The 18,847-nt window shown below is 70.7% G+C and carries 20 protein-coding genes; 11 read left to right on the top strand and 9 right to left on the bottom strand.

Translation table 11 applies throughout. The features are described from left to right. From JAN01S_RS10015 to JAN01S_RS09990, 6 genes are all read left to right on the top strand, one after another. Positions 1-195, top strand: a 195-nt coding sequence (locus JAN01S_RS10015; protein WP_157075687.1) for a WCX domain-containing protein, incomplete at its 5' end; no start/stop codon positions are given. After that, the gene (locus JAN01S_RS10010) at positions 192-1,154 is read left to right on the top strand and encodes a helix-turn-helix transcriptional regulator (protein ID WP_084360153.1); all 963 of its coding nucleotides are present in this window, start codon (positions 192-194) and stop codon (positions 1,152-1,154) included. The genes JAN01S_RS10015 and JAN01S_RS10010, both read left to right, overlap by 4 nt. A 68-nt stretch (positions 1,155-1,222) precedes the next feature. Beyond that, the gene (gene tatA, locus JAN01S_RS10005) at positions 1,223-1,492 is read left to right on the top strand and encodes a Sec-independent protein translocase subunit TatA (RefSeq protein WP_068317432.1); all 270 of its coding nucleotides are present in this window, start codon (positions 1,223-1,225) and stop codon (positions 1,490-1,492) included. A gap of 26 nt (positions 1,493-1,518) precedes the next feature. Continuing rightward, positions 1,519-2,373 carry a twin-arginine translocase subunit TatC gene (gene tatC, locus JAN01S_RS10000; RefSeq protein WP_244884809.1) on the top strand — a complete coding sequence of 285 codons (855 nt, stop codon included), beginning with the start codon at positions 1,519-1,521 and terminating at the stop codon, positions 2,371-2,373. 11 nt (positions 2,374-2,384) lie between these two features. Beyond that, on the top strand, positions 2,385-3,290 hold the full coding sequence (locus JAN01S_RS09995) for a YegS/Rv2252/BmrU family lipid kinase (RefSeq protein ID WP_068317428.1): 906 nt from the start codon (positions 2,385-2,387) through the stop codon (positions 3,288-3,290). A gap of 21 nt (positions 3,291-3,311) precedes the next feature. After that, a complete protein-coding gene (locus JAN01S_RS09990) occupies positions 3,312-6,113 on the top strand; it encodes a DEAD/DEAH box helicase (protein ID WP_068317425.1) in 2,802 nt (933 codons plus the stop codon). Positions 6,114-6,205: 92 nt separating this feature from the next. Here the strand turns inward: JAN01S_RS09990 and JAN01S_RS09985 are convergent, their stop codons facing one another. After that, the gene (locus tag JAN01S_RS09985; protein ID WP_068317422.1) at positions 6,206-7,150 is read right to left on the bottom strand and encodes a 5'-3' exonuclease; all 945 of its coding nucleotides are present in this window, start codon (positions 7,148-7,150) and stop codon (positions 6,206-6,208) included. A gap of 39 nt (positions 7,151-7,189) precedes the next feature. On the opposite strand from JAN01S_RS09985, the gene JAN01S_RS09980 reads away from it, so the two are divergent. Genes JAN01S_RS09980 through JAN01S_RS09965 form a run of 4 tightly spaced genes read left to right on the top strand, consistent with a single transcriptional unit; the run spans position 7,190 to position 10,467 of the window. Further along, complete coding sequence (locus JAN01S_RS09980) at positions 7,190-7,612, top strand: Lrp/AsnC family transcriptional regulator (protein ID WP_068317419.1); 423 nt, start codon at positions 7,190-7,192, stop codon at positions 7,610-7,612. Then, positions 7,603-9,186, top strand: a complete 1,584-nt coding sequence (gene lnt / locus JAN01S_RS09975; RefSeq protein ID WP_068317416.1) for an apolipoprotein N-acyltransferase — start codon at positions 7,603-7,605, stop codon at positions 9,184-9,186. Before JAN01S_RS09980 ends, lnt begins: the two co-directional genes overlap by 10 nt. Further along, positions 9,179-9,964, top strand: coding sequence for a polyprenol monophosphomannose synthase (locus tag JAN01S_RS09970; protein ID WP_068317413.1), 786 nt, complete (start codon positions 9,179-9,181; stop codon positions 9,962-9,964). Before lnt ends, JAN01S_RS09970 begins: the two co-directional genes overlap by 8 nt. Positions 9,965-9,999: 35 nt before the next feature. Beyond that, entirely contained in the window at positions 10,000-10,467 is a 468-nt protein-coding gene (locus tag JAN01S_RS09965) for an FxsA family protein (RefSeq protein WP_244884807.1), read from the top strand. Positions 10,468-10,537: 70 nt separating this feature from the next. On the opposite strand, the gene JAN01S_RS09960 is transcribed toward JAN01S_RS09965, so the two are convergent. Next, positions 10,538-10,894 (bottom strand): RNA polymerase-binding protein RbpA, encoded by a 357-nt coding sequence (locus tag JAN01S_RS09960; protein WP_068317406.1) that lies wholly within the window; start codon positions 10,892-10,894, stop codon positions 10,538-10,540. A gap of 250 nt (positions 10,895-11,144) precedes the next feature. Between JAN01S_RS09960 and JAN01S_RS09955 the strand changes: the two genes are divergently transcribed. Then, positions 11,145-12,500, top strand: coding sequence for an MFS transporter (locus JAN01S_RS09955; RefSeq protein ID WP_244884806.1), 1,356 nt, complete (start codon positions 11,145-11,147; stop codon positions 12,498-12,500). Here JAN01S_RS09955 and JAN01S_RS09950 read toward each other — a convergent pair whose 3' ends face one another. From JAN01S_RS09950 to JAN01S_RS09920, 7 genes are all read right to left on the bottom strand, one after another. Next, entirely contained in the window at positions 12,501-13,829 is a 1,329-nt protein-coding gene (locus tag JAN01S_RS09950; protein WP_068317404.1) for a M15 family metallopeptidase, read from the bottom strand. 94 nt (positions 13,830-13,923) lie between these two features. After that, positions 13,924-14,787: an NYN domain-containing protein gene (locus JAN01S_RS09945; RefSeq protein ID WP_068317402.1), complete on the bottom strand. Its 864-nt coding sequence runs from the start codon at positions 14,785-14,787 to the stop codon at positions 13,924-13,926. A gap of 53 nt (positions 14,788-14,840) precedes the next feature. Beyond that, a complete protein-coding gene (locus tag JAN01S_RS09940; RefSeq protein ID WP_068317399.1) occupies positions 14,841-15,587 on the bottom strand; it encodes an SDR family oxidoreductase in 747 nt (248 codons plus the stop codon). A 1-nt stretch (position 15,588) separates the two neighbouring features. Then, on the bottom strand, positions 15,589-16,065 hold the full coding sequence (locus tag JAN01S_RS09935; RefSeq protein WP_068317397.1) for a universal stress protein: 477 nt from the start codon (positions 16,063-16,065) through the stop codon (positions 15,589-15,591). Position 16,066: 1 nt separating this feature from the next. Next, positions 16,067-17,446, bottom strand: a complete 1,380-nt coding sequence (locus JAN01S_RS09930; protein WP_068317394.1) for an APC family permease — start codon at positions 17,444-17,446, stop codon at positions 16,067-16,069. A 45-nt stretch (positions 17,447-17,491) separates the two neighbouring features. Further along, positions 17,492-17,938 carry an alternative ribosome rescue aminoacyl-tRNA hydrolase ArfB gene (gene arfB / locus JAN01S_RS09925; protein WP_068317391.1) on the bottom strand — a complete coding sequence of 149 codons (447 nt, stop codon included), beginning with the start codon at positions 17,936-17,938 and terminating at the stop codon, positions 17,492-17,494. Next, complete coding sequence (locus tag JAN01S_RS09920; protein WP_084360151.1) at positions 17,935-18,843, bottom strand: ketopantoate reductase family protein; 909 nt, start codon at positions 18,841-18,843, stop codon at positions 17,935-17,937. The genes arfB and JAN01S_RS09920 overlap by 4 nt, the downstream gene beginning before the upstream one ends. Positions 18,844-18,847 lie beyond the last annotated feature (4 nt).

Genomic DNA, 18,847 nt, shown 5'->3' with positions numbered 1-18,847 from the left:
CGGGCGGAGCGGGTCGAGCCGATCGACGAGCAGTGGGACCGGGTGCACCTGCAGCACGCGGGTCTCGCCGGTTTTGCCGCCGAGGTCGCCGGCCACGGTCCCGACGTCGTCGTCGAGGAGCCGTCCGAGCTGCGTGAGGCGGTCGTCGAGCGGCTGCGGGCCGTGGCGGAGCAGCACGAAGGGAGCGCGTCGTGAGTCCGGCGAAGGTGGAGTCAGCGACGGGCCGGGTCCAGCGCCTGCTGACCATGGTCCCGTGGCTGGTCAGCCGTCAGGGCATCGAGATCGAGGAGGCCGCTGCCGGCCTCGGCATCACCGAGCAGCAGCTCGTCGCCGACCTCGACCTGCTCTTCATGTGCGGCTACGGCCAGATGCCCGACGAGATGATCGAGGCGAGCTACGAGGGGGGTCGCGTCTTCGTCACCAATGCCGACACGATCGCCCGGCCGTTGCGACTCAACGTCGACGAGGCGATCTCGCTCATCGTCGGGCTGCGCTCGCTCGCCGCGAGCGGGGTGGGGGAGTCCAGCGCGGTGGAGCGCGCTCTGGCCAAGCTCGAGGCGGCCACGGGCACGATCCCCGGCGTCGAGCGGGTCGTCGTCGTCGAGGACGACACCGAGAGCGGTCGCACGACGTCGCTGCTGCGCGACGCCCTGACCGCCGGCCGGCGCGTGCACCTCGTCTATGTCGTCCCGAGCCGTGACGAGCGCACCGAGCGCGACGTCGACCCGATGCGCCTGGCCCACGTCGAGGGGTACTGGTACCTCGAGGGCTGGTGCCACCGGGCCCAGGACGTGCGCCTGTTCAAGGTCGACCGGATCGAGTCCGTGGACGTGCTCGACGAACCGGCAGAACTACCCGAGGGCGTCGCGCACCGTGACCTGAGCGGTGGTGCGTACCAGCGCGGGGACCACGACGTGCCCGTCACCCTGCGCCTGGCACCGTCCGCCCACTGGGTCGCGGAGTACTACCCGGTGACGTCTCGGGAAACCGAGGGTGAAGACCTGATCGTCACCCTGCCGACGAGCAACGAGGACTTCGTGCGTCGTCTGGTCCTCCGCCTCGGCGGTGGGGCCCGGGTCCTCGCCCCTCAGGCCCTGCGTGAGCGTGTCGCGACCCCCGCGCGCGAGGCCCTGGCCGCCTACGACGGCGGCTGACGCTGGTCCCGGCCCTCAGGGCCGGGGGCATAGACTGAACGTGCTCGTCTCCATGTGAAAGGTGCATCATGCCCTCCTTCCTCGGTCCCACTGAGATCATCCTCATCCTGCTCGTGATCCTGCTGCTCTTCGGTTTCAAGAAGTTGCCGGACGCCGCACGCAGCATCGGCAAGTCGGCCCGCGTCTTCAAGGCCGAGGTCAACGAGATGAAGGAAGAGGACCGCCAGCGCGAGGAGGCCAAGAAGGCTCGCCAGGTCGACAGCACGGCCACCTCCGACGGTGACGCCACCGACGAGGCCAAGCCTCGCACGGACAACCAGTCCGGCCCGCTCTCCTGAGCACCACCCCCTTCGCCTCCTCCCGCATGGCCGGACGACGCACGCCCAAGGACCCCGAGGGGCGGATGCCGCTCAAGGAGCACCTGCTCGAGTTCCGCAACCGGTTGATGATCGCGGCCGCCGCGATCGTCGTCGGCGCGATCATCGGGTGGATCATCTACAACCCGGTGCAGATCGGGTCGTGGGGCTTCGACGGCGTCTACAAGCAGCTGACGTACCCCTTCGACGAGTACAAGGCGTCCAACCCCGACAGCGTCGTCACGCTGAACTTCGGCAATGCCACCTCGGCCTTCACCACGCAGCTGAGCCTGTCGCTCTTCACCGGCGTGATCATCTCCAGCCCCGTCTGGGTCTGGCAGATCTGGGCCTTCATCCTCCCCGGCCTGACCAAGCGGGAGAAGCGGCTGTCGATCGGTGTCTTCGCCACCGCGCTGCCGCTCTTCCTCGCCGGCTGCTTCTTCGCCTACCAGACCCTGCCCAAGGCGTTGCTCATCCTCTTCGGGTTCACCCCCGACGACGGCAAGTCGAGCAACATCCAGCAGGCGAGCGACTACTTCACCTTCATCACCCGGTTCATCCTCGCCTTCGGCCTGGCGTGGCTGCTGCCGGTCTTCCTCGTGGGCCTGTGCGCGATCGGTGTCCTCTCGGGCAAGACGCTCAAGAAGTCCTGGCGCGTCGCGATCCTGCTGATCTTCATCGCCTCGGCGGTCATCACCCCGACGCCCGACCCGTTCACGATGTTCCTGCTCGCCGGCCCGCTCTGCGTCCTGTACTTCATCGCCTTGGGCGTGTGCCTGATCATCGACAAACGGCGGGTCGAGGCCGGTGACGAACCTGACTGGTCCCACCTCGACGACGACCAGGCCTCACCGCTGACCTAGTCTCTGGGTCCATGACTCGCACCATCGGCGACCGCGTCGGCCTGCTCGTCAACCCCACCGCGGGCAAGCACCGTGCCGAGGCGGTCGGGACGCGCATCGCGGACCTGCTCGAGGCCGGCGGACGCGAGGTCGTCGACCTGACCGGGCTGGACGCCGCCCGTGCCGAGGCCAAGGCCCGCGCCGCGGTCGCGACCGGGGACATCGACGTCCTCGTCGTCGCCGGGGGCGATGGCGTGGCCGGCCTGGGTGCCAACCTCTGCGCCGGCACCGACGTGCCGTTGGGCATCGTCGCCGTCGGCACCGGCAACGACAACGCGCGCGAGCTCGGTCTGCCGGTGCGCGACGTCGAGTCATCCGTCGAGCGGATCCTCGCCGGCGGCACGCGTCGCATGGACGTCGGTCGTGTCCTCACCGATGACAGCGAGCACGTGCGCGACTACCTCGGGGTGCTCTCGTGCGGCTTCGACGCCGTGGTCAACGAGCGCGCCAACCAGATGGTCTGGCCCCGGGGACCGCAGCGCTACAACCTGGCCATCCTGCGCGAGCTGCCCGTCTTCGGCTCGATCCACTACGACCTGACCATCGACGGTCGCGAGCGCGAGGTCGACGCCATGCTCGTGTGCATCGCCAACGGTCGCGCCTTCGGCGGGGGCATGAAGGTCGCCCCGGACGCCGACGTCGAGGACGGTCTGCTCGACGTCGTCATCGTCCACGACATCCCGATGGGCACCTTCCTGTCGGTCTTCCCCAAGGTCTTCAAGGGCACGCACGTCAGCCACCCCGCGGTCGAGATCGTGCGTGGCGCCCGGGTGCGGGTCGCGACCGAGCGCATCGTCACGTACGCCGACGGCGAGCGCGTGGCGCCGCTGCCGCTGACCGTGGAGGCCGCGCCGGGCGCGCTGTCGATCCTGCGCTGACCTCTGGCATAGCGTGGGCACATGTCCACGCCCGCCGATCGGTACGCCGCCTCCCGTCGACGCGGGGCAGGTGAGCTGGCCGTGTTCACCGCCGCACAGGACTTCGAGCTCGACCCCTTCCAGGTCGACGCGTGCGAGGCGGTGGAGGCCGGGCACGGGGTCCTCGTCGCTGCCCCCACGGGCGCCGGCAAGACGATCGTCGGCGAGTTCGCCGTCCACCTCGCCCTGGCCCGCGGGCAGAAGGCCTTCTACACCACGCCGATCAAGGCGCTGAGCAACCAGAAGTACCACGAACTCGCGGCCACCCACGGCTACGACCGGGTCGGGCTGCTGACCGGTGACACCTCGATCAACGGCGAGGCGCCCGTCGTCGTCATGACGACCGAGGTCCTGCGCAACATGATCTACGCGGGGTCGACGACGCTCGACACGCTCGCCTTCGTCGTCATGGACGAGGTGCACTACCTCGCCGACCGCTTCCGCGGCGCTGTGTGGGAGGAGGTCATCATCCACCTGCCGCGCTCGGTGCAGGTCGTCTCGCTGTCGGCGACGGTGAGCAATGCCGAAGAGTTCGGCGCCTGGCTGGCGGAGGTGCGCGGCGGCACCGAGATCATCGTCTCCGAGGTGCGCCCGGTGCCGCTGTGGCAGCACATGCAGGTCGGCCGCGACGTGCACGACCTCTTCGTCGACGACGGCTCCGGCGACGGGTCCCCGGCCAAGGTCAATCCCGACCTGCTCGAGGCGATCCGGGCGCGCACCCGCGGCCTCGGTGACGAAGGGGGACGAGGCGGCGGTGGCCGAGGTGGTCGCGACCGTCGTGGCCGCGGACGTCCCGGACCTCGTGGCGGCGGCCACGGGCCCGGCGGGCGTGGTGGGGGAGCGCGCTTCGGCGGGGCGGCCTCGCGCACCGAGGTCATCCGTGAGCTCGACAACGACGGGCTGCTGCCGGCGATCACCTTCATCTTCAGCCGGGCGGGGTGCGACGGGGCCGTGGGGCAGCTCCTCGCCAACGACGTGCGCCTGGTGTCCGAGCGCGAGGGCGAGCGCAACCGGCGCACGGTCGAGGAGCGCACCGCGGTCCTCGAGGGCGAGGACCTCGACGTGCTGGGCTACCACCAGTTCGTCGAGGGCGTCTCCCGCGGCTTCGCCGCGCACCACGCTGGCATGCTGCCGCTCTTCCGCGAGGTCGTGGAGGAGCTGTTCACGCAGGGGCGCATCCGGGCGGTCTTCGCCACCGAGACGCTCGCGCTGGGCATCAACATGCCGGCACGCACCGTCGTGCTCGAAAAGCTCGTGAAGTTCAACGGCGAGTCCCACGTCGAGATCACCCCGGCCGAGTACACCCAGCTCACCGGTCGGGCCGGCCGGCGCGGCATCGACGTCGAGGGCCACGCGCTCGTCGTCTGGTCCCGGGGGATGGACCCGATGGCCGTCGCCGGTCTCGCGCAGACGCGGACCTACCCCCTTCGCTCCAGCTTCCGGCCGACGTACAACATGGCGGTCAACCTCGTGGCCCAGGTGGGTCGGCAGACCGCACGGGAGGTGCTCGAGACCTCCTTCGCGCAGTTCCAGGCGGACCGGGCGGTCGTCGGCCTGGCCACACAGGTGCGCGAGCAGCAGGAGTCGCTGCAGGCCTACTCGGAGGCGATGCACTGCCACCTGGGTGACTTCCGCGAGTACGCGGCCCTGCGGCGGCGGATCTCCGATGTCGAAAAGGAGGGCTCGCGCAAGCGCAACGCCAACCGTCGCGCCGAGATCGCCGTCTCCCTCGAGTCGCTGGCGGTCGGCGACATCATCCGCATCGGTGGCCGCCGCTCCGGCCTGGCCCTCGTCATCGCGCCGCCGCGCTCCTACCGCGGCGAGATGTCGGCGCCGACGGTGCTCACCGAGCACAAGCAGGTGCGCCGCCTCACCGCCGCCGACCTCGATCGTCCGGTCACCCCCTTCGGCCGCCTGGCGGTGCCCAAGGGCTTCAACCCCAAGTCGCCCAAGCAGCGCGCCGACCTGGCGGTGACGCTGCGGACCAAGGCGCCCCACGAGGACGCGCCGAGCGTGCGCGAGCACGCCGCGGCGAGTGCGAAGGGGGAGGACGAGCGCCTCGAGCAGCTGCGCCGCGAGCTGAAGGCCCACCCGTGCCACCAGTGCCCCGAGCGCGAGGAGCACGCGCGCTGGGCCGCGCGCTGGTGGAAGCTCAAGCGCGAGAACTCCGCACTGCAGCGCAAGGTGGAGATGCGCACGAACTCGGTGGCGCAGACCTTCGAGCGGATCTGCGGCGTGCTCATCCAGCTCGGCTACCTCGGTGACGACGGCGACACGGTCACCGAGCTCGGCACCCGGCTGCGCCGGCTCTACACCGAAAAGGACCTGCTCGCCGCCGAGTGCCTGCGGGGCGGCGCGTGGAAGCGCCTCGACCCGGCCGAGCTCGCCGCCGTCGTCTCGATGCTCGTGCACGAGCCGCGGCACGACGAGCACGACCCCTTCCCACGGATGCCGACCGACGGGGTCTCCGACGCCTGGCAGGACATGGTGCGTCGATGGAGCGAGCTCGAGGACATGGAGAGTGCCGCCGCGCTGCAGCAGACCGGTGAGCCCGACGGGGGCATCGCCTGGGCGGTGCACCGCTGGGCCAGCGGGCGGCGCCTCGACGAGGTGCTCGCCGGCTCGGACCTGACGGCGGGCGACTTCGTCCGGCGGTGCAAGCAGGTCGTCGACCTGCTCGACCAGGTCGCCGACGCCGCGCCCGAGCAGCACCTGCGCACCGTCGCCCGCACAGCGGTGGACAAGATGATGCGCGGAGTCGTCGCGGCCGACCGATTGGACTGATCCCCCCTTCGCTCCCGGGCCGGACCACCCACCTGAGACCGCATTTCCCCGGGGAAATGCAACCTCTTGACGTCGAGGGACCGGAGTGTGCCCTAGGGCGCGACGGAGTGCAGGGCCGTCGCGATGCGGTCGAAGGGGGAGGTGAGCCCGTGCTCGACGGCGAGCCGGCTCATCGCGGCCGGGTCGGCGATGTCGGAGGGCAACCGGATGTCGCCGTCGCCGACGGGGACGTCGTGGGCGACACGCACCACGAGCGGCGCGACGTTGAGGTAGGCGCTCGCCTCCTCGAGACGGGTGCGGCGGGCCCCCTTGATCGCCGGGTCACCCGCGGCGAGGGCCTCACGCACCCCCGCGAGCGAGCCGAAGTCGCGGATGAGGGTCGCCGCCGTCTTTTCCCCAATGCCCTTGACCCCGGGCAGGCCGTCGCTCGTGTCACCGCGCAGCGCGGCCATGTCGACGTAGGCGTCGCCGGTGCTCACCCCGTACTTCTCCTCGAGGAAGGACTGGGTGATGACGTCGGGGTCGCGCACCCCACCGCGGGCGGTGTAGAGCACGCGGGTGTCGGAGGCGTCGTCGACGAGCTGGAAGAGGTCGCGGTCACCCGTGACGACGTCGACGGGCATGACGCCGCGGTATCGCATGGCGTAGGTGCCGATGACGTCATCGGCCTCGTAGTGGGCCGCGCCGACCCGGGCGATGCCGACGGCCTCGAGCGCCGCGGCGATGACCGGCACCTGCGGGGACAGCTCGTCGGGGACCTCCTCGCCCTCACCGGGGTCCTCGGAGACGCGGTGCGCCTTGTACGTCGGGATGGCGTCGACGCGCCACTGCGGGCGCCAGTCGTCGTCCCAGCACGCGACGAGGTGCGAGGGGCGGTAGCGGCCCACGAGCGTGGCGATCATGTCGAGGAATCCGGCGACCGCATTGGTCTGCAGCCCCGACGGCACGGCCGCCCGGGGCGGCACACCGTAGAAGGCGCGGAAGTACAGCGAGGCGGAGTCGAGTAGGAGCAGGCGGTCACGCGCCGAGTCGGACATGGGCCCGACCTTACGGGTCACTCGCCTATGGTTTCACCCATGGAAGCGGCCGACCGACGCATCATCGACCTCCTGCGCGAGGACGGGCGGATGAGCTACACCGACCTGGGCAAGGCGATCGGGCTGTCGACCTCCGCCGTCCACCAGCGGGTCCGTCGCCTCGAGGAGCGCGGGGTCATCACCGGCTACGCAGCCGTCGTCGACCCTGCGGCCCTGGGGACCCCGCTGACCGCCTTCATCTCCGTGGCCCCGCTCGACCCGAGCGCGCCGGACGACGTGCCGGACCGGCTGCAGGGCGTCGAGGAGATCGACGCCTGCTACTCCGTCGCCGGCGACGCCAACTACCTGCTGCGCGTGCGCGTGGCCACCCCGCAGGCCCTCGAGGAGCTGCTCGCCCGCATCCGCAGCCGCGGCGGCGTCTCCACCCGCACCACGATCGTCCTGTCCACGCCGTGGGAGTGATCGAGCGCCTGCCCGCACGGCTGCTCCTCGCGCTGGCCGGCGGGCTGTGCCTGTGGCTGTCCTTCCCCGACCACGACCTCGCGCTCCTGGCCATCCCCGGTGTCGCGCTCATCGGCACCGCGATGTGGGATGTCCCGGCACGCACCGGCGCCCTGCTCGGGCTCGTCGCCGGCCTGGCGTGCTTCGTCCCCACCCTCAGCTGGTCGGGCATCTTCGTCGGCAAGTTCCCGTGGTTCGCCCTGGCGACCTTCGAGTCGCTCTACGTCGCCGTCATGGGCGCGGTACTCGCGGCGCTCCAGCGCCCGCTCCTGCGCGCCGGTCGGCCCCTGCTCGCGGCCCTGCTCGTCCCGGTCCTGTGGGTCCTGCAGGAGTGGGCCCGCGGCAGCCTGCCGTACGGCGGCTTCCCGTGGGCGCGCATCGCCTTCTCCCAGGCGGACACCCCCTTCGCCCGATGGGCCGCGATCGGTGGGGCGCCGCTCATCACCCTCGCCGTCGCGCTCGTCGCGGTGCCGCTCATCCTGCTCGTCGTCACCCGCCGGGTGCCCGTCGTCGCAGCTGGGCTGGCGGTGGTGGCCGTCGGGGGCGCCTTCGCCGTCCCGGTGCCGACGCAGGGGGAGTCCACCGCCAAGGTCGGCCTCGTCCAGGGCAACGTGCCGCGGGCCGGACTGGACTTCAACGCCGAGCGCCGCAAGGTCCTCGACAACCACGTGGCGGGCACCGAGGCACTCGCTGCGAAGCATGACGACCTCGACCTGGTCATCTGGCCGGAGAACTCCTCCGACATCGACCCGCTGCGCAACGACGATGCCCGGCAGCAGGTCCAGCGCGCGCTCGACGCCATCGACACCCCGCTCGTCATGGGCGCGATCCTCGACGAACCCGCCCCGGCCGTCTCCAACGTCTCGATGTACTACCAGCCCGGGGGAGGAGAGCCCGAGCGCTACGTCAAGCAGCACCCCGTCCCCTTCGCCGAGTACGTGCCGCACCGCGAGTTCTACCGGCTCTTCAGCTCCAAGGTCGACCTCGTGCGCGTCGGCTTCGCGAAGGGGGACCGCAACGTCGCCTTCCGCGTCGAGGGCGAGGACGGGGCCTTTTCCGCCGTCCCGACGATCTGCTTCGAGGTGGCCTACGACGGCCTGATGCGCTCGGCGGTCCGGGACGCGGAGGCGAAGGGGGAGCCCAGCCTGCTCGTCGTGCAGACCAACAACGCGACCTTCGGCTACACCGCCGAGTCGACGCAGCAGTACGCGATCTCGCGCATCCGGGCGATCGAGCACGGCCGCAGCGTCGCGCACGTGTCGACCGTCGGGGTGTCCGGCTTCGTCAACCCCGATGGTTCCAGCACGCCGACGACCGAGCTGTTCACCGCGGCCCAGCCCGTCGACGAGGTCGTCCTGCGCTCCGGCCTGACCGTCTCCGACCGGCTCGGGCCGTGGGTGGAGTGGGGCAGCGCGATCCTGCTGCTCCTCGCCGTGGCGTGGCGCCTGCGCACCGGACGGACGGGTAGGGTCGAGGCTCGGTCGACCGCCGACCGCTCCACCGCCCAGACCGAGGAAGCCTCCACAGGTGCCTGACTCCACCCACGCACGGCCGCCGATCGAGCGGGTCGCCGTGCTCATCCCCACCTACAACGAGCGCGACAACCTCCCGCTCATCGTCGAGCGCGTCCGGGCCGCGGTGCCCGAGGCCGACGTCGTCGTCCTCGACGACAACTCTCCCGACGGCACCGGGGAGGTCGCCGACGGGCTGGCTGCCACCGACGACCACGTCAAGGTGATCCACCGACAGGGCAAGGAAGGCCTCGGAGCCGCCTACCTCGCGGGCTTCGCGTGGGCGCTCGAGCAGGGCTACGACGCGGTCGTCGAGATGGACGCCGACGGCTCGCACCGCCCCGAGCACCTGCCGACGATGCTCGAGGTCGCCCGCGACGCCGACCTGGTCATCGGCTCGCGCTACGTGCGCGGCGGCAAGATCGTCAACTGGCCGCTGGACCGCAAGGCGATCAGCATGGCCGGCAACCTCTACATCAAGGCCATCCTCGGCATGCCGGTCAACGACGCGACCGCCGGCTACCGCGTCTACCGAGCCGAGACCCTACGGACCATCGGTCTGGACCGGGTCCAGAGTGCCGGCTACGTCTTCCAGACCGACCTGACCGTGCGCACCGTCCGCGCGGGGCTGAAGGTCGTCGAGGTCCCGATCACCTTCATCGAGCGCGAGATCGGTGACTCCAAGATGGACGGCGATGTCGTCCGCGAGTCGATGGCCCGCATCACCCGCTGGGGCCTGGCCCACCGCAAGGCGCAGCTGCGGGGCCTGATCGACCGAGAGCCGACCTGGCACCGACTGTGATCCCCGGGCCCGAACCTCGACGACGTCGCCGACGCGTGGCGTGGATCCCGCTGGCCATCGTGGTCTGGGCCATCATCGAGGTGGCAGCTCTCATCGCGGTCGGCCGCTGGATCGGCTTCTGGCCGACCCTGTTGGCCGTCGTCGTGCTCTCGGCGCTCGGCGCGTGGCTGCTGCGTCGCGAGGGGCGGCGGACCTGGCAGGCGCTGCGCCAGGCGCTGCGCAGCGGCCAGATGCCCAGTCGCGAGATCGCCGATGCCGTGCTCGTCCTCGTCGGTGGTCTGCTGCTCACGCTGCCGGGCTTCGTCTCCGACGTCATCGGTCTGGTCTTCGTGTTGCCCTTCACCCGGCCCGTGGCCCGGATCGGCCTCGAGGCCGTCGTCGCGCGCCGCCTGCTGGCCGCCGGCATGCCGGTCGCTCCCGGTGAGGCGCGGGTGCGGCGCACCCGGGACCGCGACGGGGGAGAGGTCATCGAGGGCGAGATCGTCGACGACGACCAGCCGTGACTGCAGCCATGACGAAGGGGGCGCCCCACCGATCATCGGTGGGGCGCCCCCTTCTCGTGTGGGCCCGGTCTCAGGCGCTGCGCTTGCGGGGCTTCTCGCCGCGCTTCTCGCGCAGGAGAGCCAGGCGCTCCTCGAGCAGTTCCTCGAGCTCGGGGATCGAGCGGCGCTCGAGCAGCATGTCCCAGTGGGTGCGCACGTGCTTGGCGGGCTTCAGCTCCGGCTCGGGGCCGTCGACGAGCTTGCCGAGCTTGCCGCAGCGGCACTCCCAGGTGCCGGGGATGTCGGCCTCGACCGAGAAGGGAAGCTCGGTGCGGTGCCCGTCGTCGCAGACGTAGGCCGTGATCTGACGCTCGCTGGGGACGACGTTGTCCGTCGTCTCCATGCTGAAGCTGACCATGCGCGTCCCGCGCAGCGTGCGCTCTGCCATGTGGGTCTCTCCTGGTGTCTCGCGATGTCTGCGCCCCTGCGTGCACAGAACTCTCATGTCCCATAACGCTGGGTGTGCGTCGGATGTTCCTGCGGCTCGCATCGTTGCGGCGCAGCGCCCCTGCCAGCCCTCCGCGTACCGGTCGAAGCGGGCTCCTCGCGGGGCATCGGCTTGGGGCGACCCCACAGGATAGCGCGGATGCACCGTGTCGCGCACATCGAGGCGCATCGGGGGCGATAGCCTCGGCCTCGTGAGCGACGTGACGACGCCGGCCGAGCCGACCACCGCCCTTCGCGCCGAGGGGCAGGGAGGGCGCGGCCGCATCATCGGCTGGGCGATGTGGGACTGGGGCGCCCAGCCGTTCAACACGGTCATCACGACCTTCGTCTTCGCCGTGTACATCACGAGCGACAGCTTCGGTGACACCAACACGACATCGACCGCCCTGGCGATCTCGACCGCTGTCTCCGGGCTGCTCGTGGCGCTGCTGGCGCCGGTGCTGGGGCAGAACTCCGACCGCTCCGGCCGCGGCGTGCGCAACCTGCGCCTGCAGACCTGGCTGCTGGCGGTGCTGTCGGCCGCACTCTTCTTCGTCAAGCCCGAGCCGGGATTCCTCGTCCTCGGGCTCGTGCTGCTCGGCGTGGGCTCGATCGTCTCGGAGATCGCGAGCGTCAACTACAACGCCTCGATCGATCAGGTCGCCTCCCCGAGCAATGTCGGCCGGGTCTCGGGTTTCGGCTGGGGGATGGGCTACCTCGGCGGAATCCTCGTGCTGCTGCTGCTCTTCTTCCTCTTCATCGACCCCAAGGTCGGCCTGTTCGGCGTGACCGACAAGGACGCCATGGACATCCGGGTGTCGATGCTCGTGTGCGGTCTGTGGATCCTGCTCTTCACCCTGCCGACCTTCGCCGTGCTCAAGGACACCCCCAAGGAGCGTGCCTCGCGGATCGGGGTCGTCGCCTCGTACAAGCTCGTGTGGGCCTCCCTGCGCCGGCTGTGGTCGGTCTCCCGCCACACGGTCTACTTCCTGGGGGCCTCGGCGCTCTTCCGCGACGGGCTCGCGGGGGTCTTCGCCTTCGGTGCGGTGCTCGCGGCCGGCACCTTCGGGATGACGGCCGGTGAGGTGATCATCTTCGGTGCCGTGGCCAACATCGTCGCCGGCATCGCGACGATGCTCTTCGGTCTGCTCGACGACGTGCTCGGGCCCAAGCGGGTCATCCTCATCTCGCTCGTGGCGCTCTGCGTGCTCGGCCTGGCGATCTTCGTCCTCCACGACGGCGGGCCGATCATCTTCTGGACCCTCGGCCTGACGATGACCGCCTTCGTCGGCCCGGCCCAGGCGGCCTCCCGCAGCTTCCTCGCGCGGGTCATCCCCGACGGACAGTCGGGCGAGATCTTCGGCCTGTACGCCACGACAGGACGGGTCGTCTCGTTCCTGTCCCCGGCCGCCTTCGGCCTCTTCATCTGGATCGGTGCACTGGTGACGGGGGAGAAGGACACCCAGTACTGGGGCATCCTTGGCATCGCCCTGGTGCTCGTGGCCGGGCTCGCCGTGCTGGTGCCCGTCAAGACCCCGCAGGAGCAGGTCGGCCCGCAGGCCGGGTGATCAGCCGGCGTACTCCCAGTGCCACGGCTCCGGCAGGCTCCCGCCGGCCGCGGCCCAGGAGGGGTGGAACCACCCGTACAGCGGCGCGTTCTGCTGCATCCACGCGTGCGCCGGGTGACCGAAGTTGTTAACCCCACCACACAGGTCGAGGGCCTTGCCCAGACCGTGGTTGCTCGTGCCGGGGGCCGCGGCCCAGCCGCCGCGCTGCTGCTTGGTCACGACCTGCTGCGCGTACGAGCGGTAGCTGTCGGTGACGCAGAGCAGGTGGCCGGTGTCGCGCTGGTATGCCTTGCTCATCGAGTTGAAGGCGGCGGCGGCTTCGGGCCGCAGCGACTCACCGGGCGCACCGAGCAGCGGGCACAGGGCGCCGGGCGGGATCTGGCCGTTGGGGAAGGTGGCGCTGTTGGTCGAGCACGGCTTGGCGTCCTCGAACTCGGTGACGTCCTGCCCGAGCTCCTTGAGGGCGTCGGTGAGACGGGTGCTGGCGCCCTGGGCCGCGTCGTCGGGCTGCCCGATGAGGGCGTTGACGATCGGTCCGGCCTTCTTCAGCTCCTCGGAGTGCTTCTTGCGCAGCCGCTCCAACTCGTCCTTACGCTCCTTGAGCACCTTGTCAGCCTTGGCCTTGGCGTCGTCCGCGCGCTTCTTGGCCTTCGTGGCCTTGGCGAGGGCCTTGTCCTTCTTCTTCGTCAGCGAGGCCTGGGTGACGGTGTCCTCGCGGACGAGGTCGACCGATCGGATCCGCTCGTCGGTGAGGTAGGTGAGGTCACCCGCGGAGTTGCCGGAGGTCTCGGAGCCGGTGATCGTGCCGAGCATCGTCACCGTGTCGGAGTAACCGCCCTGCGTGTACGTGGTGAAGGCCCAGTCCCGCAAGTCCTGACGGCCCTCGGACAGGCGCGACTTGTACGTGTCGAGCTGCTTCTGCGCCGTGTCCGCCTCACCCTTGGCCGTGTTGTACTCGTCGCGGGCGGTCGCCTTCTCCTGCAGGAGCTTGTTGGCCTTCTTGGAGTAGGACTTCAGGGACTTGACCGCGGCCGCGATGTCCTTGTCGTCCTTGAGCAGGTCGGCGGCGAGCCGGTCCGCCTCCGCGATCTGGCTGTCCAGGTCGTCACCGGCGAGCGGGGTGTCGTTGTCGTCGCCGACCGGAGCGTTGCCGTCCGTCGACCAGGCGACGTCCGGGTCGGCGGACGTGGACGGGGAGGCGCTGGGCTCTGGGCTCACGGGGTCGGTCGGCTCCGCGATGGCCCCGGGGGCCAGCGCGAGCCCACCCGCGAGGCACAGCGCGAGCAGTGCCCGAGCGGTGCCGTCAGGGTGACGGGTGCCACGATGCATGAAACTTCTCCTGAAAGCAGACCGGGCGACATCTTAGGCCTCCCGGGGCCCGGCGTACATGCCGGAGTGATGCGCACCGCTCGGGCGAAGGGGGTCACGCCCCGCGCGCAGACCCCGTCGCCTTGCCGGTCGCCTTCTTGGTCGTGCTCTTGGACGCCTTCGGTGCCGTCGACTTCTTCGCCGTCTGTCGGGCCGTGGGGGAGGAGGTGGCGCGGGCCCCCTTCGTCCGCAGCCGGACCTGCCGCGAGGATCCCTCGGAGCGGGTCTCGAGGTAGGGCTGCTCCTCGACGAGGGTCGAGAGCTTTTGGTGGCCGAAGGCCCGAGGATCGAAGTCGGCCTGCGCACGGCTCAGGTGCTGCCCGACGGTGCCCAGGGCGCTCCAGCCGTCGTCACCGGAGGTGGCGTTGATCGCCTTGGTCAGGGCCGACTGCAGGTTGATCGTCGTGTCGGGGGTCTCGTCGTCCGTGCCGTCTGTCGCCGGGCCGGGGCCCTCGTCCTCGTCACGGGCCTGCTCGCCGAGCAGCTCGAGGAAGATGAACTGGTCGACTGCTCGGCGCAGCGACTCGGGGGTCTTGCGCCGCCCGAGTCCGTAGACGCGTTTGCCCGACTCGCGCAGCCGGGTGGCCAGGCGGGTGAAGTCGGAGTCGGAGGAGACGAGGGCGAAGGCCTCGACATTGCCCTGCCACAGCAGATCCATCGCGTCGATGATCAGGGCGGAGTCGGTGGAGTTCTTGCCGACGGTGTAGGCGAACTGCTGCACCGGCTGGATGGCATTGCGTTGCAGCTCGGCCTTCCACCCGCCCAGCTGCGTCGTGGTCCAGTCGCCGTAGGCGCGCTTGACGGTGGGGGTGCCGTACTTCGCCAGCTCCTCGAGGACCGCGGCGGTGTGCTTGGCCGAGACGTTGTCGCAGTCGATGAGCACGGCGATGCGGGTGGAGGTGCTGGTGTCGGCGTCCATGTCCGCAACCTACCGGCCGGATCGCCGCACCCCGCGGGCAGAGCGAAGGGGGGTCAGCCCGGGAACTCGCGCGCGAGCCACTGCTCGTGGGTGACCTCGCCGATACGTGTGTCGGACCGGGCGAGGAGCAGGTCCCCGCGCAGACCGCGACCGAAGGCGCCGGGCATGGGGAACTCGATGACCCGCACCCGCTCGCCCCGAGCCGCGAGCGCCAGCCGGGCCATGTCGGCCACCTGCATCACCTCGGGCCCGGCGATAGACGGGCCGTCACCGAGGGGCTCGCCCTCGCCGACGTCGAGGAGCAGGGCCGCGACCTCGTCGGTCGAGACCGGCTGGGAGTGGATGGTCGGCACGAGCGCCACCGGACCGATGCGAGTGCGCTCGAGTGTCTGCACGCCGAACTCGTGGAACTGCGCGGCGCGCACCACGGTGCCGATCGAGTGGGCGAGGACGGCGCGTTCCTGGGCGCGCTTGCCGGCGTAGTACCCGGCGTCGATCTCCGGGGCCCCGATGATCGACAGGGCCACGAGGTGACGCACCCCTGCATTCTCCCCAGCCGTCGTGAGGTTGTCGGTGACGCGCTCGAAGAACTCCGTGGACTTCTTCGCCGACATGGTCTGGACGGAGGTGACGTCGATGATCGCCTCGACACCCGCGAGGTGCTCGTCGAGACCGGTCGACGAGGTGAGGTCCACCCCCTTCGCCCGGGAGAGGACGCGCACGTCGTGCCCGCGTCGCTCGGCCTCGGTGACCACGTGGCGACCCACGACTCCGGTGCCGCCCGCGACGGCGATCTGCATGTCAGGTCTTCTTCCGGCGGCGTGGGCGGGGCGTCGGGCGGACGACGAGCACGGGGCACGGGGCGGTGGCCTGCACCCGCTGCGCCGTGCTGCCGATGAGGATCGTGTCCGTCAGGCCGCGGCTGCCGCTGGCCAGGACGATCAGCTCGATGTTGGAGACCTTGGCCGCCCGGTTGATCTCGGTCGACGGCGTGCCGCTGCGCACCCGGGTGCGCACCTTGGTGTCGGTCCAGTCGTCGAACTCGGCCGCGATGACCGCGACGGCGGACTCTGCCTCAGCCTTGAACGAGCTGCTGAGGAGCGGCTTGGGCGCCTTGGCGTCGGAGGAGATCTCGTCGACGAAGGAGACGCTGGCCAGCGGCCGGGTCACGGCGAGCACGATGATCTCGGTGACCTTGCCCGGGTCCGCGAAGGACTTGAAGTGGCGCGCCGCTCGCAGGGACTGGCGCGAACCGTCGGTGGCGATGAGCACGTGCATGTCAGCTCTCCAGGTTGGTCGTGGGACGGCCACCGCCGACGAGGCGTTCGACGATGAAGAGGACGAGGCCGACGGCCAGCAGCGCCGCGCAGTACAGCAGCGAGCCGGGGTCGTCGTAGATGACGTAGCCGAGGATGAGGAAGTTGGCGACGACGCCGATCGCGAGCAGCACCCGGGGTGCGCGGAAGGCACGGTCCGTGCGGTCCTGCTTGTCGAGCTTGACCGCCGAGATGATGACGAGCGCGTAGATCAGCAGGGTGAAGACGACGGTGACATTGGCCAGCTGGGCCAGGTCGGCGCCGGAGAACAGCAGGGCGGCGATGACGAGGACCGAGAAGAGGATCGCCAGCCACGGCACCTGCCGACTGCTCACCTTGGCGAAGGGGGCCGGCACGACGTCCTCGCGCGCCATGCCGTAGAGGATGCGGGACTCGGTGACGAGGCAGACGAGGCAGGTGTTGGTGATGGCGACCATGGCGATGATCGCGAAGATGATCGTCAGCACGGCGACGGAGAAGGGCAGGATGCCGGCCTTGACGACCTCGAGCAGGGCCGCGTCGGACTGGGCGAGCTGCTCGATCGGCACCGTGATCGCCGCGGTGACGGCGATGAGCACGTAGAGCACGCCGGCGGTGGCCATGCCACCGATGAGCGCCCGCGGGAAGTCGCGCTGCGGGTCCTGCGTCTCCTCGGCGACATTCGCTGCGTTCTCGAAGCCGGTCATGGCGAAGAAGGCGAGGGCGACGCCCGCGAGCAGCCCGAGCGCGGGGTTGCTCTCGGTCGCGAACTGCGTGATCCGGGAGAAGTCGACCTTGCCCTGGACGGTCGCCATGACGCCGATGACGAGGACGATGATCAGGCCGGCGATCTCGACGAAGGTCATGATCATGTTGGCCACGACCGACTCGGTGATGCCGATGAAGTTGATGATCGCCAGGCCGACGACGAAGGCCAGGGCGACGACGAGCGCGGGGGCCGCCTCCCACACCTCGCCGAAGTACTGCGCGAAGCCGGTCGCCAGGGACCCGGCCGCCGCGTAGCTGGCGGAGAGCATGCAGAAGGTGATGAAGAAGGTCAGCGTCTTGTTGTGGAAGGCCTTGTTGACGTACAGGGCTGCTCCTGCGGCCTGCGGGTACTTCGTCACGAGCTCGGCGTAGGCCAGACCGGTGATCGTCGCGACGGTGACACCGACGGCGAAGGCCGCCCAGAAGGCACCGCCGACGGCCCCGGCCACGAGGCCGATGAGCACGTAGATCCCTGAGCCGAGGACGTCGCCCAGGACGTAGAAGTAGAGCAGGCGACCGGTCACCCCCTGCTTGAGCTCGGAGTCGGCATTGACTCCGTCGGGGGGCCCTGCAGCGTTGTCCGTGGCGACCGACATGTGATCCAGACCACCACGGATGGAGGTCCGCCACAACCGGAGAGGTCAGTCGTCGGCTCGCGGGCGGCCCCGGCCGCGCTTGATCTGCGCCCTCCTCGACTTGGCCTCGAGGCGGCGGCGTTGGGCGCCGCGGGTGCGCTTCGTCGGGCGACGCGAAGGGGGAGGAGGAGCCAGCGCCTCGCGCAGCAGGGAGGCGATCCGCTCCCGGGCGATCGTGCGGTTGCGGTGCTGGGAGCGCTGCTCCGAGGCATCCACGGTGAGCACGGTGCCGACCAGGCGGGTGGACAGGCGGTCGAGGGCGCGCTGGCGCTGGCGGTCGGTGAGGGCGCTCGTCGTCGCGAGGTCGAGGGAGAGCTGCACCCGCGAGTCGGTCGTGTTGACCCCCTGTCCACCGGGGCCGCTGGACCGGCTGAACTGCTCGACCAGCTCGCCCTCCGGGACGAGCAGCCCGTCGGGCAGGCCCGGCCCCGGCGGGACGCGCAGTCCGGTCACCGCCCGAGGATCCAGGCGATCGTCTGGTTGTACGGGGTGGGGATCCCGTGCTCCCGGCCGAGGGCGACGACGCGACCGGCGAAGAGGTCGACCTCCGTCGGCCGACCGGCGAGCACGTCCTGGAGCATCGAGGTGCGGCCGTCGCCCGGCAGGGAGCGGAGCACCTCGTCCCAGCGCTCGCGATCGGCGTCGCCGAGGGGCGTGCCTGCGGGCCCGGAGACGGCGACGACCTCGTCGAGCAGGGCCAGCATGAGCGATCGCGCCGGACCGTCGACGGTGAAGTCGGCGTACGGCGCCCGGAGCACGGCGGAGGCCTGGTTGATGGCCGTGTTGACCATGAACTTCCACCACATCTCGTGCTGCATGTCCTGCGGCGCATCCCACTCCAGGCCGGCCCGGTCGAGGGCGTCGCCGACGGCGGTGACCCGCGCAGCGTCGGCCAGGCCGTCCGCGGTGCCGATGACGAGTCGACCGGGGGAGAGGTAGGTGATCTCGCGGCCCTCGCGCCCGGCGGCCATGCCGAGGGCGATGCACAGCAGCACCCCGTCGCTGCCGAAGCGCTCGGCGACGGCCTCCTCGCTGACGAGCCCGTTGAGCACGGAGACGTACGTCGTGTCGGGACCGACGAAGGGGGCGAGGTCCTCGAGCGCACCGGCCAGGTCGTGGTGCTTGACGGCGATGACCGCGAGGTCGACCGGCGGCAGCTCGTCACGGGCCGGGTCGGCGACGTCGGCCGCCAGGGGAGTGCCGTTGACCGTCAGGCCATGGGTGCGCAACCGCTCCGCCCGCTCACCGGACGCGACGACGACGGTGCGCAGACCCCCTTCGACGAAGTGCGCTGCGTACATGGCGCCCATGGCGCCCGCACCCACGACGGCCACCGACTCGATCCTCTGCGTGCTCACGCGC

The organism is Janibacter anophelis NBRC 107843 (genome assembly GCF_001570945.1).
GTDB classification, from domain to species: Bacteria; Actinomycetota; Actinomycetes; order Actinomycetales; family Dermatophilaceae; genus Janibacter; species Janibacter anophelis.
The sequence above is the reverse complement of the archived record's forward strand: the minus strand, read 5'-3'. Positions and strand labels throughout refer to the sequence as shown.

What these genes read in the sequence shown, in the direction of transcription:
- tatA (WP_068317432.1), top strand. Translation starts at nt 1,223, where the DNA reads ATGCCCTCCTTCCTCGGTCCCACTGAGATCATCCTCATCCTGCTCGTG.
- tatC (WP_244884809.1), top strand. Translation starts at nt 1,519, where the DNA reads ATGGCCGGACGACGCACGCCCAAGGACCCCGAGGGGCGGATGCCGCTC.
- JAN01S_RS09995 (WP_068317428.1), top strand. Translation starts at nt 2,385, where the DNA reads ATGACTCGCACCATCGGCGACCGCGTCGGCCTGCTCGTCAACCCCACC.
- JAN01S_RS09990 (WP_068317425.1), top strand. Translation starts at nt 3,312, where the DNA reads ATGTCCACGCCCGCCGATCGGTACGCCGCCTCCCGTCGACGCGGGGCA.
- JAN01S_RS09985 (WP_068317422.1), bottom strand. Translation starts at nt 7,150, where the DNA reads ATGTCCGACTCGGCGCGTGACCGCCTGCTCCTACTCGACTCCGCCTCG.
- JAN01S_RS09980 (WP_068317419.1), top strand. Translation starts at nt 7,190, where the DNA reads ATGGAAGCGGCCGACCGACGCATCATCGACCTCCTGCGCGAGGACGGG.
- JAN01S_RS09960 (WP_068317406.1), bottom strand. Translation starts at nt 10,894, where the DNA reads ATGGCAGAGCGCACGCTGCGCGGGACGCGCATGGTCAGCTTCAGCATG.
- JAN01S_RS09950 (WP_068317404.1), bottom strand. Translation starts at nt 13,829, where the DNA reads ATGCATCGTGGCACCCGTCACCCTGACGGCACCGCTCGGGCACTGCTC.
- JAN01S_RS09945 (WP_068317402.1), bottom strand. Translation starts at nt 14,787, where the DNA reads ATGGACGCCGACACCAGCACCTCCACCCGCATCGCCGTGCTCATCGAC.
- JAN01S_RS09940 (WP_068317399.1), bottom strand. Translation starts at nt 15,587, where the DNA reads ATGCAGATCGCCGTCGCGGGCGGCACCGGAGTCGTGGGTCGCCACGTG.
- JAN01S_RS09935 (WP_068317397.1), bottom strand. Translation starts at nt 16,065, where the DNA reads ATGCACGTGCTCATCGCCACCGACGGTTCGCGCCAGTCCCTGCGAGCG.
- JAN01S_RS09930 (WP_068317394.1), bottom strand. Translation starts at nt 17,446, where the DNA reads ATGTCGGTCGCCACGGACAACGCTGCAGGGCCCCCCGACGGAGTCAAT.